The organism is Corynebacterium lipophilum (genome assembly GCF_024102595.1).
GTDB lineage: Bacteria > Actinomycetota > Actinomycetes > Mycobacteriales > Mycobacteriaceae > Corynebacterium > Corynebacterium pseudogenitalium.
In genome coordinates this window covers 242,677-259,482 of sequence record NZ_JAEUWV010000003.1, presented here as the reverse complement: position 1 = coordinate 259,482, position 16,806 = coordinate 242,677, and the positions used below count along the sequence as shown (strand labels likewise).

Genomic DNA, 16,806 nt, shown 5'->3' with positions numbered 1-16,806 from the left:
CCGGTCCCTTTCCGAACCCGGTTAGCTAAGCCCGCCCGCGCTGATGGTACTGCACCTGGGAGGGTGTGGGAGAGTAGGTTACCGCCGGCCTATAACTTCATTTTCTTGTGTGTGGTGGGTTCCATTACTCCCGTTGTGGGGGTGGTGGTACCCACCACACTCTTTTTTGTGTACCCACACAACAAACAAACAAACAGGGCGTATACAGAGAAGCTCGTATCGAGAACCCCGCCGCGTTGAGCCCAGAATTCAGGAGAGGCGGTAAACCTCGTAATCGTTCGGTACACCCGCACCATGGACGTGGTGGAGTCCGAGCCTCAATGCTAAACCGATCGATGCCTCATTAGTGGGGTCGATGATAGCGATGATTGGAAGCTGCGGGAAGCGTTCCTGTGCATTGGCAATCGCCGCTGATGCGGCCTCCTTTGCGTATCCCTGGCCCTGAGATTCAGGGGCGAATCGGTAATAGAGGTTGAGTACCTGTTCACCGGCTTCCTCACTGTGGCGTACTCCAGTAAACCCGATGGTTGTTCCGTCAATCGTGGACACTACGTAGTAGCCAAGACCCTGTTCATCCCAGTTTTCTTGCCATGTGCGCGCCAACTCCTCTGCCTCTTTGCGGTTTTTCATCGCGAGGTCGGGACGGTGTTGATAGGTGCGGGCGTCGGCGTGGATCCTAAAAATGGCGTCTATATCTTGGTCCGTGGGAGGAGTGAGGATAAGGAGAGGGGTGCGAAGGGGAAAAGCATCGTTCATCTTGGGTCTCCGTTCAAAGTGTTAGGCTTCTCAGGCTACCTGGCCTCAATGGCTGAGGCATGGCGCAAGCAATACGCCCCAGGGCTTGAGCATTCCCTGGGGCGTACGCAGAGGCGAGGATGTCGGCCTAAAGAGCTATGAGCTCATTTCTAGACTTCTTGACTAAATCCTCGTCGCGGATAGCTTGCTTGAGGGCGCGCCACTGATCGTCGGGGATATAGTCCGTGGCTTGTTTGATAACTTCCTCTGAAGGGGTGCCCCACGCGATTGGCATCGGAGTAATCGTTGCCCAGTGTGCCTTGTCGCGGGATGTGCGCTGGCCTCCCACAGCGACGCACGGAACTGCAGCGCCAACCTTAGGAGTGACGCCGGGGATCCGTTGCACCACAGTTGAGGTGAGCGCCCACTCGGCAGGGGACTGCTGGTCAACGGCTGTGTTTACTAACGCGGTGAGGGTAACTGTGGTGCCCTTGTCATCGGTGATGACAGCGGGAGAGAGGGGGTTGGCGTCGTAAATTGCTTGGGTACGTGGAACCGCTCGAGGAATAGCAAGACCGACGATCAGCATGATGGTGCCGAAAAAGATAAGAGAGAGGGATCCGAGTAGGCGCCAGGGGGAAGTCGGGTCGACGAGGAACCAGACTATGACGCCCGCGATGAGGCAGGCGACGAACAGAGCGATGCTTGAGGTAACGAGGTTCTTGGTATTTCGAATAAGTTCGTTGTGTTCTTTGGCGTATTCTTCGTCGACGTTGAAGCGGAATGGTTGTTCAGTCATAGGCCACAGTCTATAGGCCGCGTTTGAGGTCTGAGGCATCCATGATGCGATAAGCGTAGCCCTGTTCGGCGAGGAAGCGTTGGCGGTGCATGGCATACTCGGCGTCGAGGGTGTCTCGGGTGACCACGGTGTAGAACAGAACTTCGCTGCTATCGGGCTTGGGTCGAAGGAGTCGGCCGAGGCGCTGGGCCTCTTCTTGGCGGGAACCGAACGTGCCTGAGACCTGGATTCCCACGGCTGCCTGGGGTAGGTCGATGGAGAAGTTCGCCACCTTCGATACGACGAGGGTGCGGAGCTCGCCCTGGCGGAAGCGCTCGAAGGCTTCTTCGCGGGCTTTGGTGCTGGTGCGGCCGTCGATGAGAGGGGCGTCGATCTGCTGCGCAATGGTGCGCAGGTGGTCCACGTAAGCCCCGATGATGAGCGTCGGTTCGCCCTCGTGGTGGGCGAGAATGTCCTTGACTGTCGAGAGTTTGGCTGATGCGGTGGCGGCCAGGCGGTAGCGCTCGCGTGCGGAGGCCGTCGCATAGCTGAGGCGCTCTTTTTCCGTGAGCGTGGTGCGGACCTCGATGCATTCGGCGGTGGCGATGAAACCTGCCATTTCGAGTTCTTTCCAGGGGGCGTCGTAACGCTTGGGGCCGATGAGGGAGAAGACGTCGTCTTCGCGGCCATCCTCGCGGATGAGCGTTGCGGTCAGGCCGAGACGGCGGCGGGACTGGAGGTCGGCTGCCATGCGGAAGACGGGGGCGGGGAGGAGGTGGACTTCGTCGTAGATGATGAGGCCCCAGTCGGTGGTGTCGAAAAGCTCGAGGGCGCGGTATTCGCCTTTTGTCTTCCGGGTGACTACTTGATAGGTCGCGATAGTGACCGGGCGTATCTCCTTCTTCTCGCCGGAGTACTCGCCGATTTCCTCCGGGGTGAGCGTGGTGCGGCGCAGCAATTCGTCGCGCCACTGCCGGCCAGCGACCGTGTTGGTTACGAGGATGAGCGTGGTCGTCTCTGCCTGCGCCATCGCGGCGGCGCCGACGATGGTTTTGCCCGCACCGCACGGCAAGACCACCACGCCTGAGCCACCCTCCCAGAATGCTTGGGTGGCGTACTGTTGGTAGTCGCGAAGTTCCCAACCGTCAAAGTCGAGCGCGATTGGGTGGGATTCGCCGTCGACGTATCCGGCGTGGTCCGCCACCGGCCAGCCCGTCTTGATCAGTTCTTGTTTGATGCGCCCGCGCGCGGACGGGTGTACGCCTACCGTGTGCGCGTCGAAGCGCTGGCCAAGAAACGGGATGATGTTCTTGTTGCGCGTAATCTCATCCAGGATTGGGGGCTCTTCCGCGGTGAGGATGAGCCCGCGTTGTGGATCGTTGAGTAGGCTGACACGCCCGTAGCGCGCCATCGTCTCCGCAATGTCGATGAGGAGCGACTGGGGGACGGGGAACCGGGAATAGCGCTCGAGGACATCGATTGCGGTCTCGGCATCGAAGCCGGTGGCGCGGGCATTCCACAGCGCAAGTGGGGTGATGCGGTAGGTATGGACGTGCTCGGGGGCGCGCTCGAGTTCAGCGAATGGGGAAAGCGCTGCGCGAGCTTTCGCCGCGTCCGGGTGCGCGATTTCAAGCAGTACGGTTTTATCGGACTGCACGATCAGTGGGCCGTCCCCAAACGTCATTGTTGGACCTTTCTTTCTACACCAGCGTCACAGTGGTGACGCGCCGCAGTGGTATGCGGATCACGCGCTGCGTGGCCGTGTCCTGCGCATCAATGACGCCGACACTCACCGTCAACGGGATGACCGTTAGGGTGTGCTGCGCGCCCTGCGAGTCCGCGTACTCAACCTTGACGCGGCGACGGGCGCGGGCTGCTGCACGAAGCATATCAGTCGTTGACGCTTCGCTGACCCCGGAAGGTTGGCTTGTATCCGAGTTGAGGGCCGCAACAATCTTATCGACGTCCCCTTTGCTCAGAGAGGCGGTTCGGGGAAGCGAGGATGGTGTTGCCCTCACCAGTGTCGGTTCGTCAGCGATCGTGATGGAGGCGCCGTGGTCGTCTTCGGCGGTGGGCTGCAGGCCTGCTGCTTGTAGTTCGTGGAGCAAGCGTGGCAGCGGAAGCGGGCTGACGGCGACGGTCGGCGCCAAGATCCGCAGATCGGCGTGCTCGGCCGCCACGGCGAGGAGGGCAGGGTCGGCGCAGCGGATGTAGCTCAGCGCGCTGCCGACGCGGATTGCGCCGTGGGTGCGGGAGAGGTCGTCGATAAGGAAGGTGATAGCCTGCGGAACCTCGCCCATGATGTGCTGTTTAAACCATGTGTGCAGTGAGTCGGCGTCGTGCCCACGGTCGAGGGCGCGCTTCAGGGAGGCGTCGCTGATGCGCCACATGCTGGCAAGGCCCGGCGATTCAAGGTCGGCGATGTCTTCGACGACGGCGGCCGTCGCCGCATCGAGAGGCCCCGGGGCGAGCAGTGTCATGTCGCCCTGCGCGATGAGCTGCGAGACCTCCGCGGGGACGAGCTGCTTCGTGGCCTCGACGACGTCGCCGTCGTTGAGGAGTGCAAGCAGCGGTGTCGACGGCGAGCTCCCCACGCCGCCAATCGCGCCGATGAATGCGGCTTCGGCGATGGTGGCTTCGATAAGTTGGGGCGAGAAATTCGCTGCCATGAGCGGTACGTGGAACAGTAATCGGGCCTCTTGGTCGGGGCCTGCGTACTCGACGATGCGCCTCCGGGCATGCCTGACGTCGGGGTTGTGGGTGGGCTCCGAAAGGAGGCGGTGCTCCGGCGTCTTGTCGGTGCGCCAGGGCGAGGCGAGCCAGCCGGCGAGGAGGATAGCCCACTGGTCGGCGAGCGTGGCGTCCAACCAGGAAAGAGCGTCGTGGGTGGCCGCGAGTACGTCGGCCTCGTCGGTGCTTCCGCGGCCGAGAAGGCCAGCGGATTCGCCCGCGGTAATGAGGAGCGCAGGGTCGAAACCGAGGGCCTGCGTTAACCCCGCATGTGCGCGGACTCCCAGGGAGCCGTCCTTGTTCAGCGCGACCGGGGACTCAAGTAACAGGAGCAGTAGCTGGCGGAGCTTGCGCACCGCGTCGAGGCCCGCGCCAGTAGCGTTGCGGTCGATCGCGGGCTGATCTGGCTCGTCGACAGCGGGGGCGCGCTCGGGGAACTCGCGCGGTGGCAGGCCACGTAGGACGTCGCGGACGGGGCGCGGTAGGCGGACCGTTGTGGCATCGACGCGGATGAGCAGCCCTTTCGCAATGAGTGTTGCAACTGGCGTCGTGGGATCCGCGTCCGCCGTGGCGGCCCTCGTCGTGCCGACGGAACCCGACGCCGCTAGCGTATCCAGCACTGAGCGCTCGCGAACGCTGAGCCCTTCCAGCAGCTCGTCGAGGTTCGGTGGGGCCTGGTCCCCGAGGCGCCAGCCCGACGGCAGCGCGGAAAGTGCCCCTGGTGCGACCTGTACAGCAGTATCCGGGCCATAGATGAGCGCCATCGCACGGAGACGCTCGGCGGCCCCGGGAACACGCGCTGCTGGGACACTGTTGGTGTCGACGGGAGAGAGCTCGGCGCCGACGTCCCCGAGCGCTTCCAGAAGCCGCAACTCGGCAGCGTTGAGGCGGCGTAACGCTCGTGCTGCAGACCCAGCCAGTGACAGGCGCGTTCCCAGCGAACCCCAGGATGGCGGGGTGGGGTAAAAGGCGTCTGGTCTGAGATAAATGAGCTCCCGGAGTTGTTCGGGGCGCATCGTGCGGAGCGCTTCCTGGAACGTAGTCATAGCGTTGGCTAGTGTACGTGCGATTTTTGCCCAGGCGTGAAAGAATAGTACGCATGGCTAAAGACGTAGAGAAGATCGGTCGCGCGAACCCGGCGTGGCCCACCAACACCCCTGGTAATGGTTCGCCTGTCACCGAGCTGTCCTCGCAGCTTACCGGTGCATCTAGCCCGTTTGGGGACGAGCTCGTGCTCCCACTCCCAGCGGAAGAAATCGGATACGTCCACCCAACGACGCGAATCAACCGCTAAGTGTTCAACCTTTCGGCCAGCCCTGAAAGAGTGGGCTGGCCAGTCCCTATGCCCCTTTCACAAAGCAAAACAAACGTGCCCGCCACAAGCTTTCTGTGGCGGGCACGTTCTATTGGGTGCTTAGCGGTTCAGCAGTGCTGCGCCGATAGCGGCGAGATCGCCCGAGCGAACAGCGTTGATCAGTGCAGCGTTCTGGCTGTAGAACGCATCGTAGTTCGCGCGGTTCGCAGCGTAGGACTGCTGGATGTGCGCCGGAATTGCGAAACCATAGTTGCTCAGGGAGCTGCCGAGCTGACGGTACAGGGCGTCAACTGGGTTCTCTGCCTGGCGCTGGGCTGCGTCCGGGGATGCAACGGCAGCGCGTGCAGGAGCAGGTGCCGGTGAGACAGCCTGTGCGTCGCGATTTGTCGCAGCGGAGTTCAGTCCAAGGCGAGCGGAGCATGCTGGCCATGCGCCCCAACCCTGCTGTGCCAGGGTGCGCTCTGCAACGATGATCTGCTGCTCACGGGTTGCCAGGTTCGCGGTTGGAGCGAACTGGCCGCCACCGAATGCCTGCCAGGTGGACGCGGAGAACTGCAGGCCGCCGTGGTAGCCGTTGCCGGTGTTGATTGCCCAGTTGCCGCCGGACTCGCACTGTGCGAGACGGTCCCAGTCAGAGTCAGGCGCTGCCGTGGCCTCTGGGGCCATCAGTCCAGCGAACGCCGCGGTTGCGGCTGCGCCGGCGAGTGCCTTCTTGGTCAGGGAAGTGGTCTGCTTGGAATGGCGTCCCATTGAAATACGATGTCCTCTCTTGTTGTCGCTTGCGAAGTAAGCTGTCGGGTTCGGGCTGAGGTGCCCGGTTGCAGTAGCAACTTCACCCCAAGGAAGCTCCGGGAGGGAGTTTCCGAAGGTTGGGTCCTCCGCTTCTGTTCTTTGTGTAATTGTGCGAGGCGAACAGAACTCAGCGTGCCTCGTTTTCTTGCTGCGGGACAGCCTAACGCTTTATAACGATTTAGTCACGCTCCGGGCACTTTTTGGGGTCGGTGTCGCGGGCGCGGGGAGACTGGTAGGGCTGTTTGTCCTGTTCACGAGCCAAATTAGCGCGAGTGTGATTTGTGGCACTTTCTTTCGTGTTGGGGCTCGAACGGGCGATACGACTATGATGGATAGCCACTGCTGAGTCTGCATAGAGAACAGAGAAGGAACGAAGACTAATGCCAATTGGAAAGGTGAAGTGGTTCGACGCCGACAAGGGCTTCGGCTTCGCATCCAACCCTGGAGACGACGACGTATTTATTTCTAAGTCGGTGCTCCCGGATGGTGTGGATGAGCTTGTGCCTGGACAGCGCATCGAGTTCGACTTTGCCGCAGGCCGAAAGGGCCCGCAGGCGCTGCGCGTCGCCATCTTGGAGACGCCGAAGCGTCGCCCCGTGCACCGTAGGAAGCCAGAAGAACTCGGAAGCATGCTTGCCGATGTGATGACGCTCATCGAGTCCGACGTGCAACCGGCGTTGACGGCTGGGCGCTACCCTGAGCGCAAAGAGGCTCGACAGGTTGCGGGCATCCTGCGCGCAGTGGCGAAGGAGCTTGACGCCTAAGCGTTATTCAAACGCGACCGACCATGTGGCGACCACCGGGATTTCTTCCCCGTGGTCGTCATTTTTTACGGCCAGCGTCGAGACTTCGGCAACGAGGAGTTTCGCCCCGCCTTCTTTGACAGCAGGAACGGTCTCTTCGGTGGTCTCGCCCGCCTGGTGAAGGCGCTCTTCGTTGGCGGAGGGATCGTCGTAAATGAGGAGGAGGCGCCAGCTGCCCGCAGCGATATCTGGGTCGATGCGGAATGTGAGTTCGTCGGAGCCATCACGTGTGAGTGCCGGTGGCTCACCGCCGTCACATTGCTCATCGAGGGGGCAGAGCGTGTAGGGGGCGATCTCGTGCTCGCCGTCGGATGCAGTGACGTGAATCCGAAGGTCTTCTACGGGAAGACCTGGCTGCGAGCGCTGCCAGTTCATGAACGCGTACACCCCAGCGAGCAGGATAGCGACGGCGAGAACCGTCGCACCGAGTTGGAGCGCAAGGCGAGAGGAAGCACGGCGGGAAGCAGTCATGAGCGAAATTCTACTGGGAAGGGACCAACCGGACGCGGTAGAGGTCAGGCCAACGCTTGCCGGTGAGGTAAAACTCGTCGGTGCCAGGGATATGCGCGATCCCGTTGAGCACATTGTTTATGTCTTCGTCGGCGTTGTTGGGAAGAGACGACGCATCGATCCTGGCCGTGACGTGGCCGGAGGTGGCGTCGATACGCACGATGTCGGTGGTTGTGAAGATGTTTGCGTAGACGTCGTCGCCGACGCACTCCAACTCGTTGAGCCCCTCGACGGGTTTGCCTTGGTCGGTGACTTCGAACCGCGCAAGCTCGGCGAGCGTGTCCGGGTCCATGCGGCGCAGCTCGGCGGAACCGTCGGAGAAAATAAGTGCATCATCGGTGGTGCACAGCCCCCACCCTTCGCCGTCGTAGTGGGCGGTATCGACAGTTGCTAGGGACGCTGCATCGCGGCGAAACGCGGTGCCCTCCTGCCACGTCAGCTGCCAAACCGAATCTCCGACGCGGGTCATGCCTTCGCCGAAGAACACGTCCGGCAAGGCAACCTCGCCCAACACGTCGCCTTCTGTCGTGAGTCGATACATACCGGACGCTCCGTATTGGCCGGTACTGACGAGGAGCGTGCCGTCCTCATCGACTTCGAGGCCCTGGGTGAACAGGGCAGGGTCGTAGTCGTAGCGTTGTACGATTTCGGGTTTCAGCTGCTCCACCTCGGTGGCAGCTTCATCGCAACCACTCACGGTGAGCAGCACCAAAGGACACATCAGGATGGACCAAAACCGTCGGGAGTGAACACGCATACGTCCATCATGCAGCATTTCCCCAGAAATGGGCCATAATGGAGAGCGTGTCTCAGAACAAGAACTCTTCACCACTGCTGAGCGACAAAGCAATTGAGGTCGCGCGAGAGGCCATCCTCGAGATCGCGGAAGGCGAGGTCGGCGCGCACATCGGTGTCGCTGGGCTCTCGAGCAACGTGGCCACGCACCGCTTCGAAGCGAGCGTGCCTGGCTACAACGGGTGGGAATGGAACGCGGTCGTCGCGTGTGCCACGGGCTCAACATGGGTGACCGTCAACGAGGTCGCGCTCATGCCGGCTCGTGACGCGCTGCAGGCGCCGGACTGGGTGCCGTACTCCGAGCGTCTTCGCCCCGGCGACCTCGGCCCCGGCGACATCATGGAGCCAGCGCCTGACGACGAGCGCCTGACCACAGACTCCTTTGCAAAGGATGCAGTGACGTTCCCAGGCAGGGAAACTGACCACTACCTCACGCAAGAAGGCCTCAATGCGGCGAAGACGCGGTGGCGGAAGGGCAAGTTTGGCCCTAATTCTGCGTTCGCCGAGCAGGCAACGCTGCACTGCCGGACCTGCGCGTTCTACATCCCGATGGAGCACCCAGTGGGGGAGAACTTCGGAGTGTGCACCAACGAATACTCTGCTGATGGCCGCATCGTCGCTGCATCCTACGGCTGCGGTGCTCACGCGGATACCAAGGCGCCGCGCCACGACGGGAAGTAACCCGCTAGAGCAATGATGCCCGCAGCTGCCGGGTTTCATTGATCTCGCGGTGCGTCGGCAGCAGACCGCGTGAAATCATTCGGGGGCCAGGCTTGGGTGTGCCGTACTCCTGCCATTGCTCGACAAGCCGGGCACCGTGCACAGCATCGACGGCCCACGTCTCCTGGTGCATCAGGTCGAAGCGTGAGAAGCCGTCGTGCGCCTCATGCGTTTCGACGCCCGCCTCCTCCAACACACGCACAACCCCCTCCAGCGCGTATGACCCCGCGGTAGCAGGGTGCCCGGAGATGACCGCCCGCGTGGCGCTTGGAAATGTGATCAGTGGTTGGAGGAGTGCGGAGATGATGCGGCCGCTGGCGTCGGCAAGCAATCCGTCGTTGGTGCCCAGCGTTGCCGATGCGTGCAACTGCCACCCGAGGTCCGGCCCGTGCCTGTTCGGCTGCGCGCGCTGATCCCGGATTGGCTCCGCGAACATGGTGATCTCCGTGGAGGGCGCGGGCGCCGGGCGAAGCGTCAAGGACGCATGGCCTCCCGTGACGTGGACGACCGCTTTGCGAGGGCCCGTAACCTGGCTGACCGTAACGCGGAGGCGTTCAAACTCCGAGTGCGAGATGCCGCAGCCGCGAAGCTTCGAGGTGAGCAGATCTGCATCTGCAACCATGCCTTGCGAAATGACAAAGCTGAATACATCCACTTTGGGCTCCAAGTCGAAATTATTAGGAAGTGTGTGCACTAAGGTAAAAGTCTATTGCAGGCTTTTGGCAGATAGATTTCAGCCGATGCATGCAACAACTTTGCTCTCTTTCATAACTTCCTCAACGAACTAAAGGGGATCTTCGCAGTGAGTATTCCAAGCGAATCTTCAACGAAGCAGCCCGCTGGCGGGCTTGATAAATTCTTCCATATCAGTGAGCGAGGCTCGAGCGTCGGCCGCGAAATCCGCGCCGGTATCGTGACCTTCTTTGCGATGGCGTACATCGTGCTCCTGAATCCTTTGATCCTGGGCACGAGCCCCGACCGCGAAGGTGTCGTGCTTGGTATCCCGCAGGTAGCTGCGGTGACGGCCCTTGCCGCCGGTGTGATGTGTATCTTGTTCGGCGTTATTGCTAAATATCCGTTTGGTATCGCTGCGGGCCTTGGCCTGAACACACTCGTTGCAGTGACACTCGTTGGGCAACAGGGCCTGACCTGGCCAGAGGCCATGGGCCTCATCGTGATTGACGGTATTATCATCTGCATTCTTGCGATTTCCGGGTTTCGCACCGCCGTCTTTGAGGCCATCCCGAACTCGATGAAGGTGGCAATGAGTGTCGGCATCGGCATGTTCATCGCGATGATCGGCTTGGTGGACGCCGGGTTCGTGCGCCGCATCCCTGACGAGGCACACACCACTGTCCCGGTGCAGCTGGGCTTCGGTGGCTCGATCGCCTCGTGGCCGACGGCTGTGTTTGTCATCGGCCTGCTCATCTGTGGCTTCATGGTGATCCGGAACATTCCGGGTGGGCTGTTCATCGGCATCGTCGCGACGACGATCATCTCGATGATTGTGGAGTCCTTCGTCGGTGCAGGCTCGTCCGCTGAGAATGACCACGGCTGGTCGCTCGCGGTCCCTGCGCTTCCGGATTCCTTGGGTGGCATCCCGGATCTGTCCCTCGTGGGCAAAATCGACATGGTTGGTGCCTTCGTTGAGGTCGGTGTCGTCGCCGCCAGCCTCCTGGTCTTCACCCTCGTGTTGGCGAACTTCTTCGACGCAATGGGCACCATGACGGCGCTCGGCCGCCAGGCCGGCCTGACCGACGAGAACGACAACCTGCCAGGCATGAAGAAAGCCCTCGTTGTTGAAGGCTTCGGCGCAGTAGTCGGTGGCGCGTTTTCTGGTTCCTCAAACACGGTGTTCGTGGACTCGTCCGCCGGCATTGCTGACGGCGCCCGCACCGGCCTCGCAAACGTGGTCACCGGCATCCTGTTCCTGCTGGCGATGTTCCTCACCCCGCTGTACGAAATCGTCCCAATCGAGGCCGCCGCACCGGTCCTCGTCGTGGTTGGCGCGCTGATGATGATGCAGGTCAGCAACATTGACTGGACCCGTTTCGACGTTGCCTTCCCGGCCTTCTTGACCATTATCATGATGCCGCTGACCTACTCGATTGCCAACGGCATCGGCGTCGGCTTCATCGCGTTTACCGTGATGGCGCTCTTCGCTGGCAAGCGTAAGGACATCCACTGGATCATGTGGCTGATTTCTGCGCTGTTCCTGATCTATTTCGCACAAGGACCGTTGATGTCGCTAATCTCGTAAAGCGTGAGCATAGTTATCGACGACCCCTCCGACCCCCGGCTTGACGATATCCGCGACCTGAAGCACTCAGACCGCGAGAAAGGTCTGGTGTTTGCGGAGGGGCCTCTTGTTGCGGGACGCCTTGTGGAGTCCCGCTTTCCTGTCCGCGCGGTGTTCGGCTTCGGTGGCCGCCTCCAGTCTTTTTTGGAGCAGTACGGCGAGCGCCTCGAAGCGGAAGGAATACCGGTCTACGAGATCAGCCGCGCAGTGATGGGGGAGGTCGCCGGCTATGACATGCACCGCGGACTGCTAGTCTCCGCGGATAAACCCGAACCGCTGAGCGTCGAAGACGTCGTGGCAGATGCCCGCACCCTGGTGATTCTTGAGGGAGTGGGGGACCACGAGAACATCGGCTCCATCTTCCGCAACGCCGCCGGCATGGGCGTTGATGGCGTGCTGTTCGGCGCCGCCACCGCCGACCCGCTCTACCGGCGCAGCGTCCGCGTCTCAATGGGCCATGTGCTTCGCACCCCGTTTGCGCACTTCGGCGGCACCCCAACCACGTGGCAGCGCGAGCTCGCACAGCTGCAGGAACAGGGCTGGTGGCTGGTGTCGCTGACCCCTGCGGACGATGCCGTGTACCTCTCAGAGGCACTCAACGATCACGAGAAGGTGGCATTTCTCGTCGGCGGGGAAGGCCCTGGGCTCACGCAGCACGCAATGCGCGCGACCGATGTGCGCGCGAAAATCCCCATGGCGCCGGGGACGGATTCACTCAACGTGGCCACGGCTGCGGCGATTGCGTTCTACGAGCGCCAGCGCGACCTCATCAGCCGCGGTCTGCGTGGCGGATTTTCTCCGCAATCGTAGCCTTCAGGTCGCGGGCGCGGCGACGTAGCCCGCGGCCAACGCGCTTTGCTGCTGCGACGGAGGCGTCGGCAAGCTCGGAAAACTCGTCACGCTCTGCCTCTTCGTCGTGCTGCTCGTAATCGTCGTACGTGTTGGTCTGCTCGGCGAACTTCGCCGCTACCTCGTTGACAGTCTTGGTGCGTGGGGCAGGTGCCTCGACCTTCGGCTCCGGGCGGCCATCCACCGCGTAGCCGATGATGTGCACATCCGGACCGCCCTCGCCGACCTCGATACCCAACCACGCGCGCTCAGCCTCGCGCATCAGCGCTGGCGGCTCGAACGGTAGCGAAATGCCGCCGAGCTGGGGTGCGGTTTCCCCGGCCCAGTACGGGGCCTCGAACGGGTCCGGCAAGCCGACGTCCTCGAAGACGTGGTCGCGGGTGGCAGAGAACGCGCGGCGCAGCGTCTCACCCTGGTAGTGGGCGATCGCCGCGTAATCCGAATCGGTGCCTTCCGCGTAGACGTAGGTGTCAGCGCTAGGCAGTGCGGTGCGTAGCGCCTTGGCGGTTTCGCTGATGCGCTCGGCGTCCGTGACAAAGAAACGGACAACCGCAACTCCCGGGTACCCCGCGATGTAATACTCGTCCACACCAGGAACCGAGGAACGATTCAGCGGGAACTGGCCAATCGGGGTAATAGGCCACGCCGGGTTAACCTGTGCGAGCAGCTTCCGGCCGAACCCACGGTCCGCCTTCGGCTCGCCCTCGAGCACCTCCTCCGGGTGTGCGACGTTGACAAACCAGCAGGTAACCACGGCGTTATAAGACATAGCGGGGCCCTACTTTCGCGGCCGCTTCGTGTTTGTCCGGACCCCCAACAGGACATCTTCCCAGTGCGGAGTCACAGCCTTTCGACGCCTCTTCTGCGGCTGCGGCGCCTCATCCGGGTGCTGCAAGAAGTCACCGGTCGCGATTGCATCCTCGTCCGAAGCAGCGGGGGCATCGGTGGCGTCTTCGCCCTCATCGACATCGACGTCTTGATCGATAGCCGTGAGTGAACGAACCGGCTGCACAAAATCCGGGTCCGTGAGGTCTGCAGCGATGGAGTTTCGCGCCTCCGTCGTCGGTGCGGAGCCCATCTGGCGGTGGAAAGACCACAGGGCCTCGTTTTCGCTTAAGCCTGCCTGCCACCGGACATGCACCACCCAATCATCGCCGGGCTCACGGGTTGCGTCCCAGGTGGCGTCGCTAAGCGAATGCCCGCGGGCAGCGAATGCGGTGGCGAGGATTTCGAACAGCGTCAGCTTCGCTGGGCCGTCCTCGCGCATCGGGTGCGACTGCTTTGCGGCCTCGGCAACCTGCGAGCGCTCCAGGAGCACCGGGTGGGCGTACGGGTCGATCCGGCTTTCAGCCACCCCCATCTCCTCAGCCAACTCGGATGGCTGGGTGCCGAAGCGGATGCGCGCCTGGATCTGGTTCGGGCGCATCGAAAGCGGGGTGGAGTACAGCGGGTCCGGTTCCGGCAGGCTGCGGGGCTTCTCCTCGGAGGCTGTCTCCGCTGCGTCCTCGGAGTGCTCGTCACCGTGTGCATTGTCAGCGTCAGCGGATGGTTCCTGCGCGTCTGATGCAACCTCAGGCTCAGGCTTGGTGGATTCCTCCTCAGCCACGGCCTGCATCTCGGAACGCGCGAGCTGGTAACGGATGCCCTCGTCATCTCGGAGGACGAAGAACGTCTCCGTGGACTCCTCATCCATGAGGTACAACTCGCGCATGTGGCTCCTTTCCGCTGACAAATACCTCCACCAGCTTAGCCCATTTGTTCTGGACTACTTCTGGCCCACGCCCTGTTCGATCAGATAGTCAATAGACTTGGTCAGGTGCTTGACGTCCTCGGACTTGATTGCAGGGAACAGACCGATGCGCAACTGGTTGCGGCCAAGCTTGCGGTACGGCTCCGTATCCAGGTAACCATTCTGGCGAAGCGCCTTAGCCAGCTCAGCTGCGTCGATGCGCTCGTCGAAATCGATCGTACCGACGACCTTGGAACGGGCTGCAGGGTCCTCGACGAACGGCGTTGCAAACTCGTGGTTGTCAGCCCACTTGTACAGCAGGGAGGACGAAGCCGTCGTGCGAGCAACCATCGCATCCAACCCGCCGAGCTCGTTCATCCAACGAACCTGCTCCGCCAGCATCAACAGAGGGCTGATTGCCGGGGTGTTGTACGTCTGGTTCTTCCGTGAGTTATCGACGGCCGTCTGCAAGTTCAGGAACGCGGGGATGAAGCGGCCAGACGCCTGGATCTTTTCAATGCGCTCCAGGGCGGCTGGGCTCATCACGGCGAACCACATGCCGCCGTCAGAAGCGAAGCACTTCTGTGGCGAGAAGTAGTAGACGTCCGCCTCGTGCACATTGACGGGGAGGCCGCCGGCGCCGGAGGTAGCGTCGATAACTACGAGTGCATCGGTGTCCGGGCGGCGAACTGGGACCATCGCGCCGGTGGAAGTCTCGTTGTGTGCCCACGCAACGACGTCGGCGTCGGCACCGTCGAGCTCGTGCGGCGAAGGTGCGGTGCCGGGTGCGGAGTCCACGATCTGCGGATCAGCCAGCCATGGTGCGGCGGCCGAGGCCTTCGCAAACTTTCCAGAAAACTCACCGAACGTCAGGTGTGCAGACTTCGTCTCGATGAGGCCGAAGGTAGCGGCGTCCCAAAAGGCGGTCGCGCCTCCGAGCGAAAACACGATTTCGTAGCCTTCCGGAAGGCTGAAGAAGTCGTGCAAACCTTGGCGGACCTCACCCACAAGATTCTTCACAGCTGGCTGGCGGTGAGAGGTACCAATGATGTCCGCGCCCTTCGCGATAGCCTCGAGCTGCTCCGGGCGAACCTTTGAAGGGCCGCAGCCAAAACGCCCATCGCTAGGAAGCAGAGCTGGGGGAAGAACCGGAACTGTTTGCATGACAGCCTTTCCTGTAACAGGGGGTAGAGAAACCTGACGACGCCACTCGCGTCTCACTGCATCTTATTACCCAACGACGCGCCCGGGGCGCCTTTCGCCAGCTCTTTTCCGGATACTTGAAAATCGAACAAATGGGGGTGTGGTGGTCAATAGATTTATTGAGTTGTGTCGGGCGAGTCACATTTTTTGCTAGCATTGCGGGAGTAAATTGCAACCTCCTTGCATCCCGCAAGGAATAGGGTTTCCGAAACTTCTGAGAAAGGTTTGCTATGGCTTCTGAAGGTCAAGACAAAGCTGTACTCCACTACCCAGGTGGCGAATTCGAAATGGACATCAAGTCCGCCACCGAGGGCAACGACGGAGTGGTGCTAGGCAACCTCCTCGGGGAGACTGGGCTTGTCACCTTCGATCCGGGCTACGTGTCCACTGGCTCGACCGAGTCGAAGATCACCTACATCGATGGCGCCAACGGCATTCTGCGTTACCGCGGCTACGACATCGCTGAACTGGCGCAGAATGCAACGTTCAACGAGGTGTCGTACCTCCTCATCAATGGCGAGCTTCCAACGACGGATGAGTACAAGAAGTTCAACTCCGAGATTCGTCACCACACGCTTCTCGACGAAGACTTCAAGGCCGCGTTCAACGTCTTCCCGCGCAACGCACACCCAATGGCGGTGCTGGCGTCGTCCGTGAACATTCTTTCTGCTTACTACCAGGACCAGCTGGATCCGCTCGACGAGGAGCAGCTGGACAAGGCAACCGTTCGCCTGATGGCGAAGGTGCCGATGCTGGCGGCGTACGCATACCGTGCATCCCGCGGTAAGCCGTACATGTACCCAGACAACTCGCTGAACGCACGCGAGAACTTCCTCCGCATGATGTTCGGCTACCCAACCGAGCCGTACGAGGTTGACCCGATCCTGGTGAAGGCTCTGGACAAGCTGCTGATTCTGCACGCAGACCACGAGCAGAACTGCTCCACCTCCACGGTCCGCATGATTGCTTCCGCGCAGGCGAACATGTTCGTCTCCATTGCAGGCGGCATCAACGCGCTGGCAGGCCCGCTGCACGGTGGTGCAAACCAGGCTGTGCTCGAGATGCTCGAGGACATTAAGGACAACCACGGCGGCGACGCCACCGACTTCATGAACCGCGTGAAGAACAAGGAAAAGGGCGTCCGCCTGATGGGCTTCGGCCACCGTGTGTACAAGAACTACGACCCACGCGCAGCGATCGTCAAGGAGACCGCACACGAGGTGCTGGAGCACCTCGGTGGCGACGAGCTCCTGGACCTGGCGATGAAGCTCGAGGAGATCGCGCTGAAGGACGACTACTTCATCTCGCGCAAGCTCTACCCGAACGTAGACTTCTACACCGGTCTGATCTACCGCGCGATGGGCTTCCCGACGGACTTCTTCACCGTGCTCTTCGCCATCGGCCGTCTCCCGGGCTGGATCGCACAGTACCGCGAGCAGCTGGCGATGAACTCCAAGATCAACCGTCCACGCCAGATCTACACCGGCTACACGAAGCGCGACTTTGTGCCGCGTGACCAGCGATAATCTCTAGCGTTCACCGCCGGGT

17 protein-coding genes, 1 rRNA gene and 1 riboswitch are annotated in these 16,806 nt (G+C 61.7%); of the genes, 7 read left to right on the top strand and 11 right to left on the bottom strand.

Features of this window, described 5'->3' with window-relative positions; translation table 11 throughout:
* Window positions 1-90: ribosomal RNA gene (gene rrf / locus JMN37_RS04640) — 5S ribosomal RNA — on the top strand; the annotation flags it as partial.
* Between the two features lie 159 nt (window positions 91-249).
* Here the strand turns inward: rrf and JMN37_RS04635 are convergent.
* The 4 genes from JMN37_RS04635 to JMN37_RS04620 form a co-directional block, all read right to left on the bottom strand.
* Window positions 250-756 (bottom strand): GNAT family N-acetyltransferase, encoded by a 507-nt coding sequence (locus JMN37_RS04635; RefSeq protein WP_252931156.1) that lies wholly within the window; start codon window positions 754-756, stop codon window positions 250-252.
* A gap of 127 nt (window positions 757-883) precedes the next feature.
* Window positions 884-1,534, bottom strand: a complete 651-nt coding sequence (locus JMN37_RS04630) for a DUF3239 domain-containing protein (protein ID WP_252931154.1) — start codon at window positions 1,532-1,534, stop codon at window positions 884-886.
* 10 nt (window positions 1,535-1,544) lie between these two features.
* A complete protein-coding gene (locus JMN37_RS04625) occupies window positions 1,545-3,197 on the bottom strand; it encodes a DNA repair helicase XPB (RefSeq protein WP_252931152.1) in 1,653 nt (550 codons plus the stop codon).
* 16 nt (window positions 3,198-3,213) lie between these two features.
* Window positions 3,214-5,289, bottom strand: coding sequence for a helicase-associated domain-containing protein (locus JMN37_RS04620; protein WP_252931150.1), 2,076 nt, complete (start codon window positions 5,287-5,289; stop codon window positions 3,214-3,216).
* Window positions 5,290-5,342: 53 nt separating this feature from the next.
* Between JMN37_RS04620 and JMN37_RS04615 the strand changes: the two genes are divergently transcribed.
* Complete coding sequence (locus tag JMN37_RS04615; protein ID WP_070362866.1) at window positions 5,343-5,537, top strand: hypothetical protein; 195 nt, start codon at window positions 5,343-5,345, stop codon at window positions 5,535-5,537.
* A gap of 120 nt (window positions 5,538-5,657) precedes the next feature.
* Here the strand turns inward: JMN37_RS04615 and JMN37_RS04610 are convergent, their stop codons facing one another.
* Window positions 5,658-6,308: a resuscitation-promoting factor Rpf1 domain-containing protein gene (locus JMN37_RS04610; protein ID WP_070362865.1), complete on the bottom strand. Its 651-nt coding sequence runs from the start codon at window positions 6,306-6,308 to the stop codon at window positions 5,658-5,660.
* An 11-nt stretch (window positions 6,309-6,319) separates the two neighbouring features.
* A riboswitch (cyclic di-AMP (ydaO/yuaA leader) is annotated at window positions 6,320-6,493 on the bottom strand.
* 237 nt (window positions 6,494-6,730) lie between these two features.
* Between JMN37_RS04610 and JMN37_RS04605 the strand changes: the two genes are divergently transcribed.
* Window positions 6,731-7,114: a cold-shock protein gene (locus JMN37_RS04605; protein ID WP_070362863.1), complete on the top strand. Its 384-nt coding sequence runs from the start codon at window positions 6,731-6,733 to the stop codon at window positions 7,112-7,114.
* A 3-nt stretch (window positions 7,115-7,117) separates the two neighbouring features.
* On the opposite strand, the gene JMN37_RS04600 is transcribed toward JMN37_RS04605, so the two are convergent.
* Both JMN37_RS04600 and JMN37_RS04595 read right to left on the bottom strand, forming a co-directional pair.
* A complete protein-coding gene (locus JMN37_RS04600) occupies window positions 7,118-7,624 on the bottom strand; it encodes a DUF2771 domain-containing protein (protein ID WP_252931148.1) in 507 nt (168 codons plus the stop codon).
* A 10-nt stretch (window positions 7,625-7,634) separates the two neighbouring features.
* Window positions 7,635-8,420 carry a glutaminyl-peptide cyclotransferase gene (locus tag JMN37_RS04595; protein ID WP_370295929.1) on the bottom strand — a complete coding sequence of 262 codons (786 nt, stop codon included), beginning with the start codon at window positions 8,418-8,420 and terminating at the stop codon, window positions 7,635-7,637.
* Between the two features lie 47 nt (window positions 8,421-8,467).
* Here JMN37_RS04595 and JMN37_RS04590 point away from each other — a divergent pair, with 47 nt between their 5' ends.
* Complete coding sequence (locus JMN37_RS04590) at window positions 8,468-9,139, top strand: DUF3027 domain-containing protein (protein WP_369822037.1); 672 nt, start codon at window positions 8,468-8,470, stop codon at window positions 9,137-9,139.
* Window positions 9,140-9,143: 4 nt separating this feature from the next.
* Here JMN37_RS04590 and JMN37_RS04585 read toward each other — a convergent pair whose 3' ends face one another.
* The gene (locus tag JMN37_RS04585; RefSeq protein ID WP_252931146.1) at window positions 9,144-9,845 is read right to left on the bottom strand and encodes a hypothetical protein; all 702 of its coding nucleotides are present in this window, start codon (window positions 9,843-9,845) and stop codon (window positions 9,144-9,146) included.
* Between the two features lie 135 nt (window positions 9,846-9,980).
* Between JMN37_RS04585 and JMN37_RS04580 the strand changes: the two genes are divergently transcribed.
* Entirely contained in the window at window positions 9,981-11,438 is a 1,458-nt protein-coding gene (locus tag JMN37_RS04580) for an NCS2 family permease (RefSeq protein WP_252931145.1), read from the top strand.
* Window positions 11,439-11,447: 9 nt separating this feature from the next.
* A complete protein-coding gene (locus tag JMN37_RS04575; RefSeq protein WP_070976443.1) occupies window positions 11,448-12,287 on the top strand; it encodes a TrmH family RNA methyltransferase in 840 nt (279 codons plus the stop codon).
* Here JMN37_RS04575 and JMN37_RS04570 read toward each other — a convergent pair.
* From JMN37_RS04570 to serC, 3 genes are read right to left on the bottom strand one after another with little or no spacing between them, the layout of a single operon-like run.
* Window positions 12,247-13,095 carry a DUF6928 family protein gene (locus tag JMN37_RS04570; RefSeq protein WP_070479217.1) on the bottom strand — a complete coding sequence of 283 codons (849 nt, stop codon included), beginning with the start codon at window positions 13,093-13,095 and terminating at the stop codon, window positions 12,247-12,249. The genes JMN37_RS04575 and JMN37_RS04570 overlap by 41 nt on opposite strands.
* Before the next feature lie 9 nt (window positions 13,096-13,104).
* A complete protein-coding gene (gene sepH, locus JMN37_RS04565; RefSeq protein WP_252931143.1) occupies window positions 13,105-14,037 on the bottom strand; it encodes a septation protein SepH in 933 nt (310 codons plus the stop codon).
* A gap of 54 nt (window positions 14,038-14,091) precedes the next feature.
* Window positions 14,092-15,219 carry a phosphoserine transaminase gene (gene serC, locus JMN37_RS04560; RefSeq protein WP_252931141.1) on the bottom strand — a complete coding sequence of 376 codons (1,128 nt, stop codon included), beginning with the start codon at window positions 15,217-15,219 and terminating at the stop codon, window positions 14,092-14,094.
* A gap of 269 nt (window positions 15,220-15,488) precedes the next feature.
* Between serC and JMN37_RS04555 the strand changes: the two genes are divergently transcribed.
* On the top strand, window positions 15,489-16,784 hold the full coding sequence (locus tag JMN37_RS04555) for a citrate synthase (protein WP_070362855.1): 1,296 nt from the start codon (window positions 15,489-15,491) through the stop codon (window positions 16,782-16,784).
* Window positions 16,785-16,806: the final 22 nt, after the last annotated feature.

Excerpts from the sequence above, each read along its gene's own strand:
- JMN37_RS04555 (WP_070362855.1), top strand. The coding sequence starts at position 15,489 with ATGGCTTCTGAAGGTCAAGACAAAGCTGTACTCCACTACCCAGGTGGC.
- JMN37_RS04610 (WP_070362865.1), bottom strand. The coding sequence starts at position 6,308 with ATGGGACGCCATTCCAAGCAGACCACTTCCCTGACCAAGAAGGCACTC.
- sepH (WP_252931143.1), bottom strand. The coding sequence starts at position 14,037 with ATGCGCGAGTTGTACCTCATGGATGAGGAGTCCACGGAGACGTTCTTC.
- serC (WP_252931141.1), bottom strand. The coding sequence starts at position 15,219 with ATGCAAACAGTTCCGGTTCTTCCCCCAGCTCTGCTTCCTAGCGATGGG.
- JMN37_RS04595 (WP_370295929.1), bottom strand. The coding sequence starts at position 8,420 with ATGCGTGTTCACTCCCGACGGTTTTGGTCCATCCTGATGTGTCCTTTG.
- JMN37_RS04625 (WP_252931152.1), bottom strand. The coding sequence starts at position 3,197 with ATGACGTTTGGGGACGGCCCACTGATCGTGCAGTCCGATAAAACCGTA.
- JMN37_RS04605 (WP_070362863.1), top strand. The coding sequence starts at position 6,731 with ATGCCAATTGGAAAGGTGAAGTGGTTCGACGCCGACAAGGGCTTCGGC.
- JMN37_RS04630 (WP_252931154.1), bottom strand. The coding sequence starts at position 1,534 with ATGACTGAACAACCATTCCGCTTCAACGTCGACGAAGAATACGCCAAA.
- JMN37_RS04635 (WP_252931156.1), bottom strand. The coding sequence starts at position 756 with ATGAACGATGCTTTTCCCCTTCGCACCCCTCTCCTTATCCTCACTCCT.
- JMN37_RS04570 (WP_070479217.1), bottom strand. The coding sequence starts at position 13,095 with ATGTCTTATAACGCCGTGGTTACCTGCTGGTTTGTCAACGTCGCACAC.
- JMN37_RS04620 (WP_252931150.1), bottom strand. The coding sequence starts at position 5,289 with ATGACTACGTTCCAGGAAGCGCTCCGCACGATGCGCCCCGAACAACTC.
- JMN37_RS04600 (WP_252931148.1), bottom strand. The coding sequence starts at position 7,624 with ATGACTGCTTCCCGCCGTGCTTCCTCTCGCCTTGCGCTCCAACTCGGT.
- JMN37_RS04615 (WP_070362866.1), top strand. The coding sequence starts at position 5,343 with ATGGCTAAAGACGTAGAGAAGATCGGTCGCGCGAACCCGGCGTGGCCC.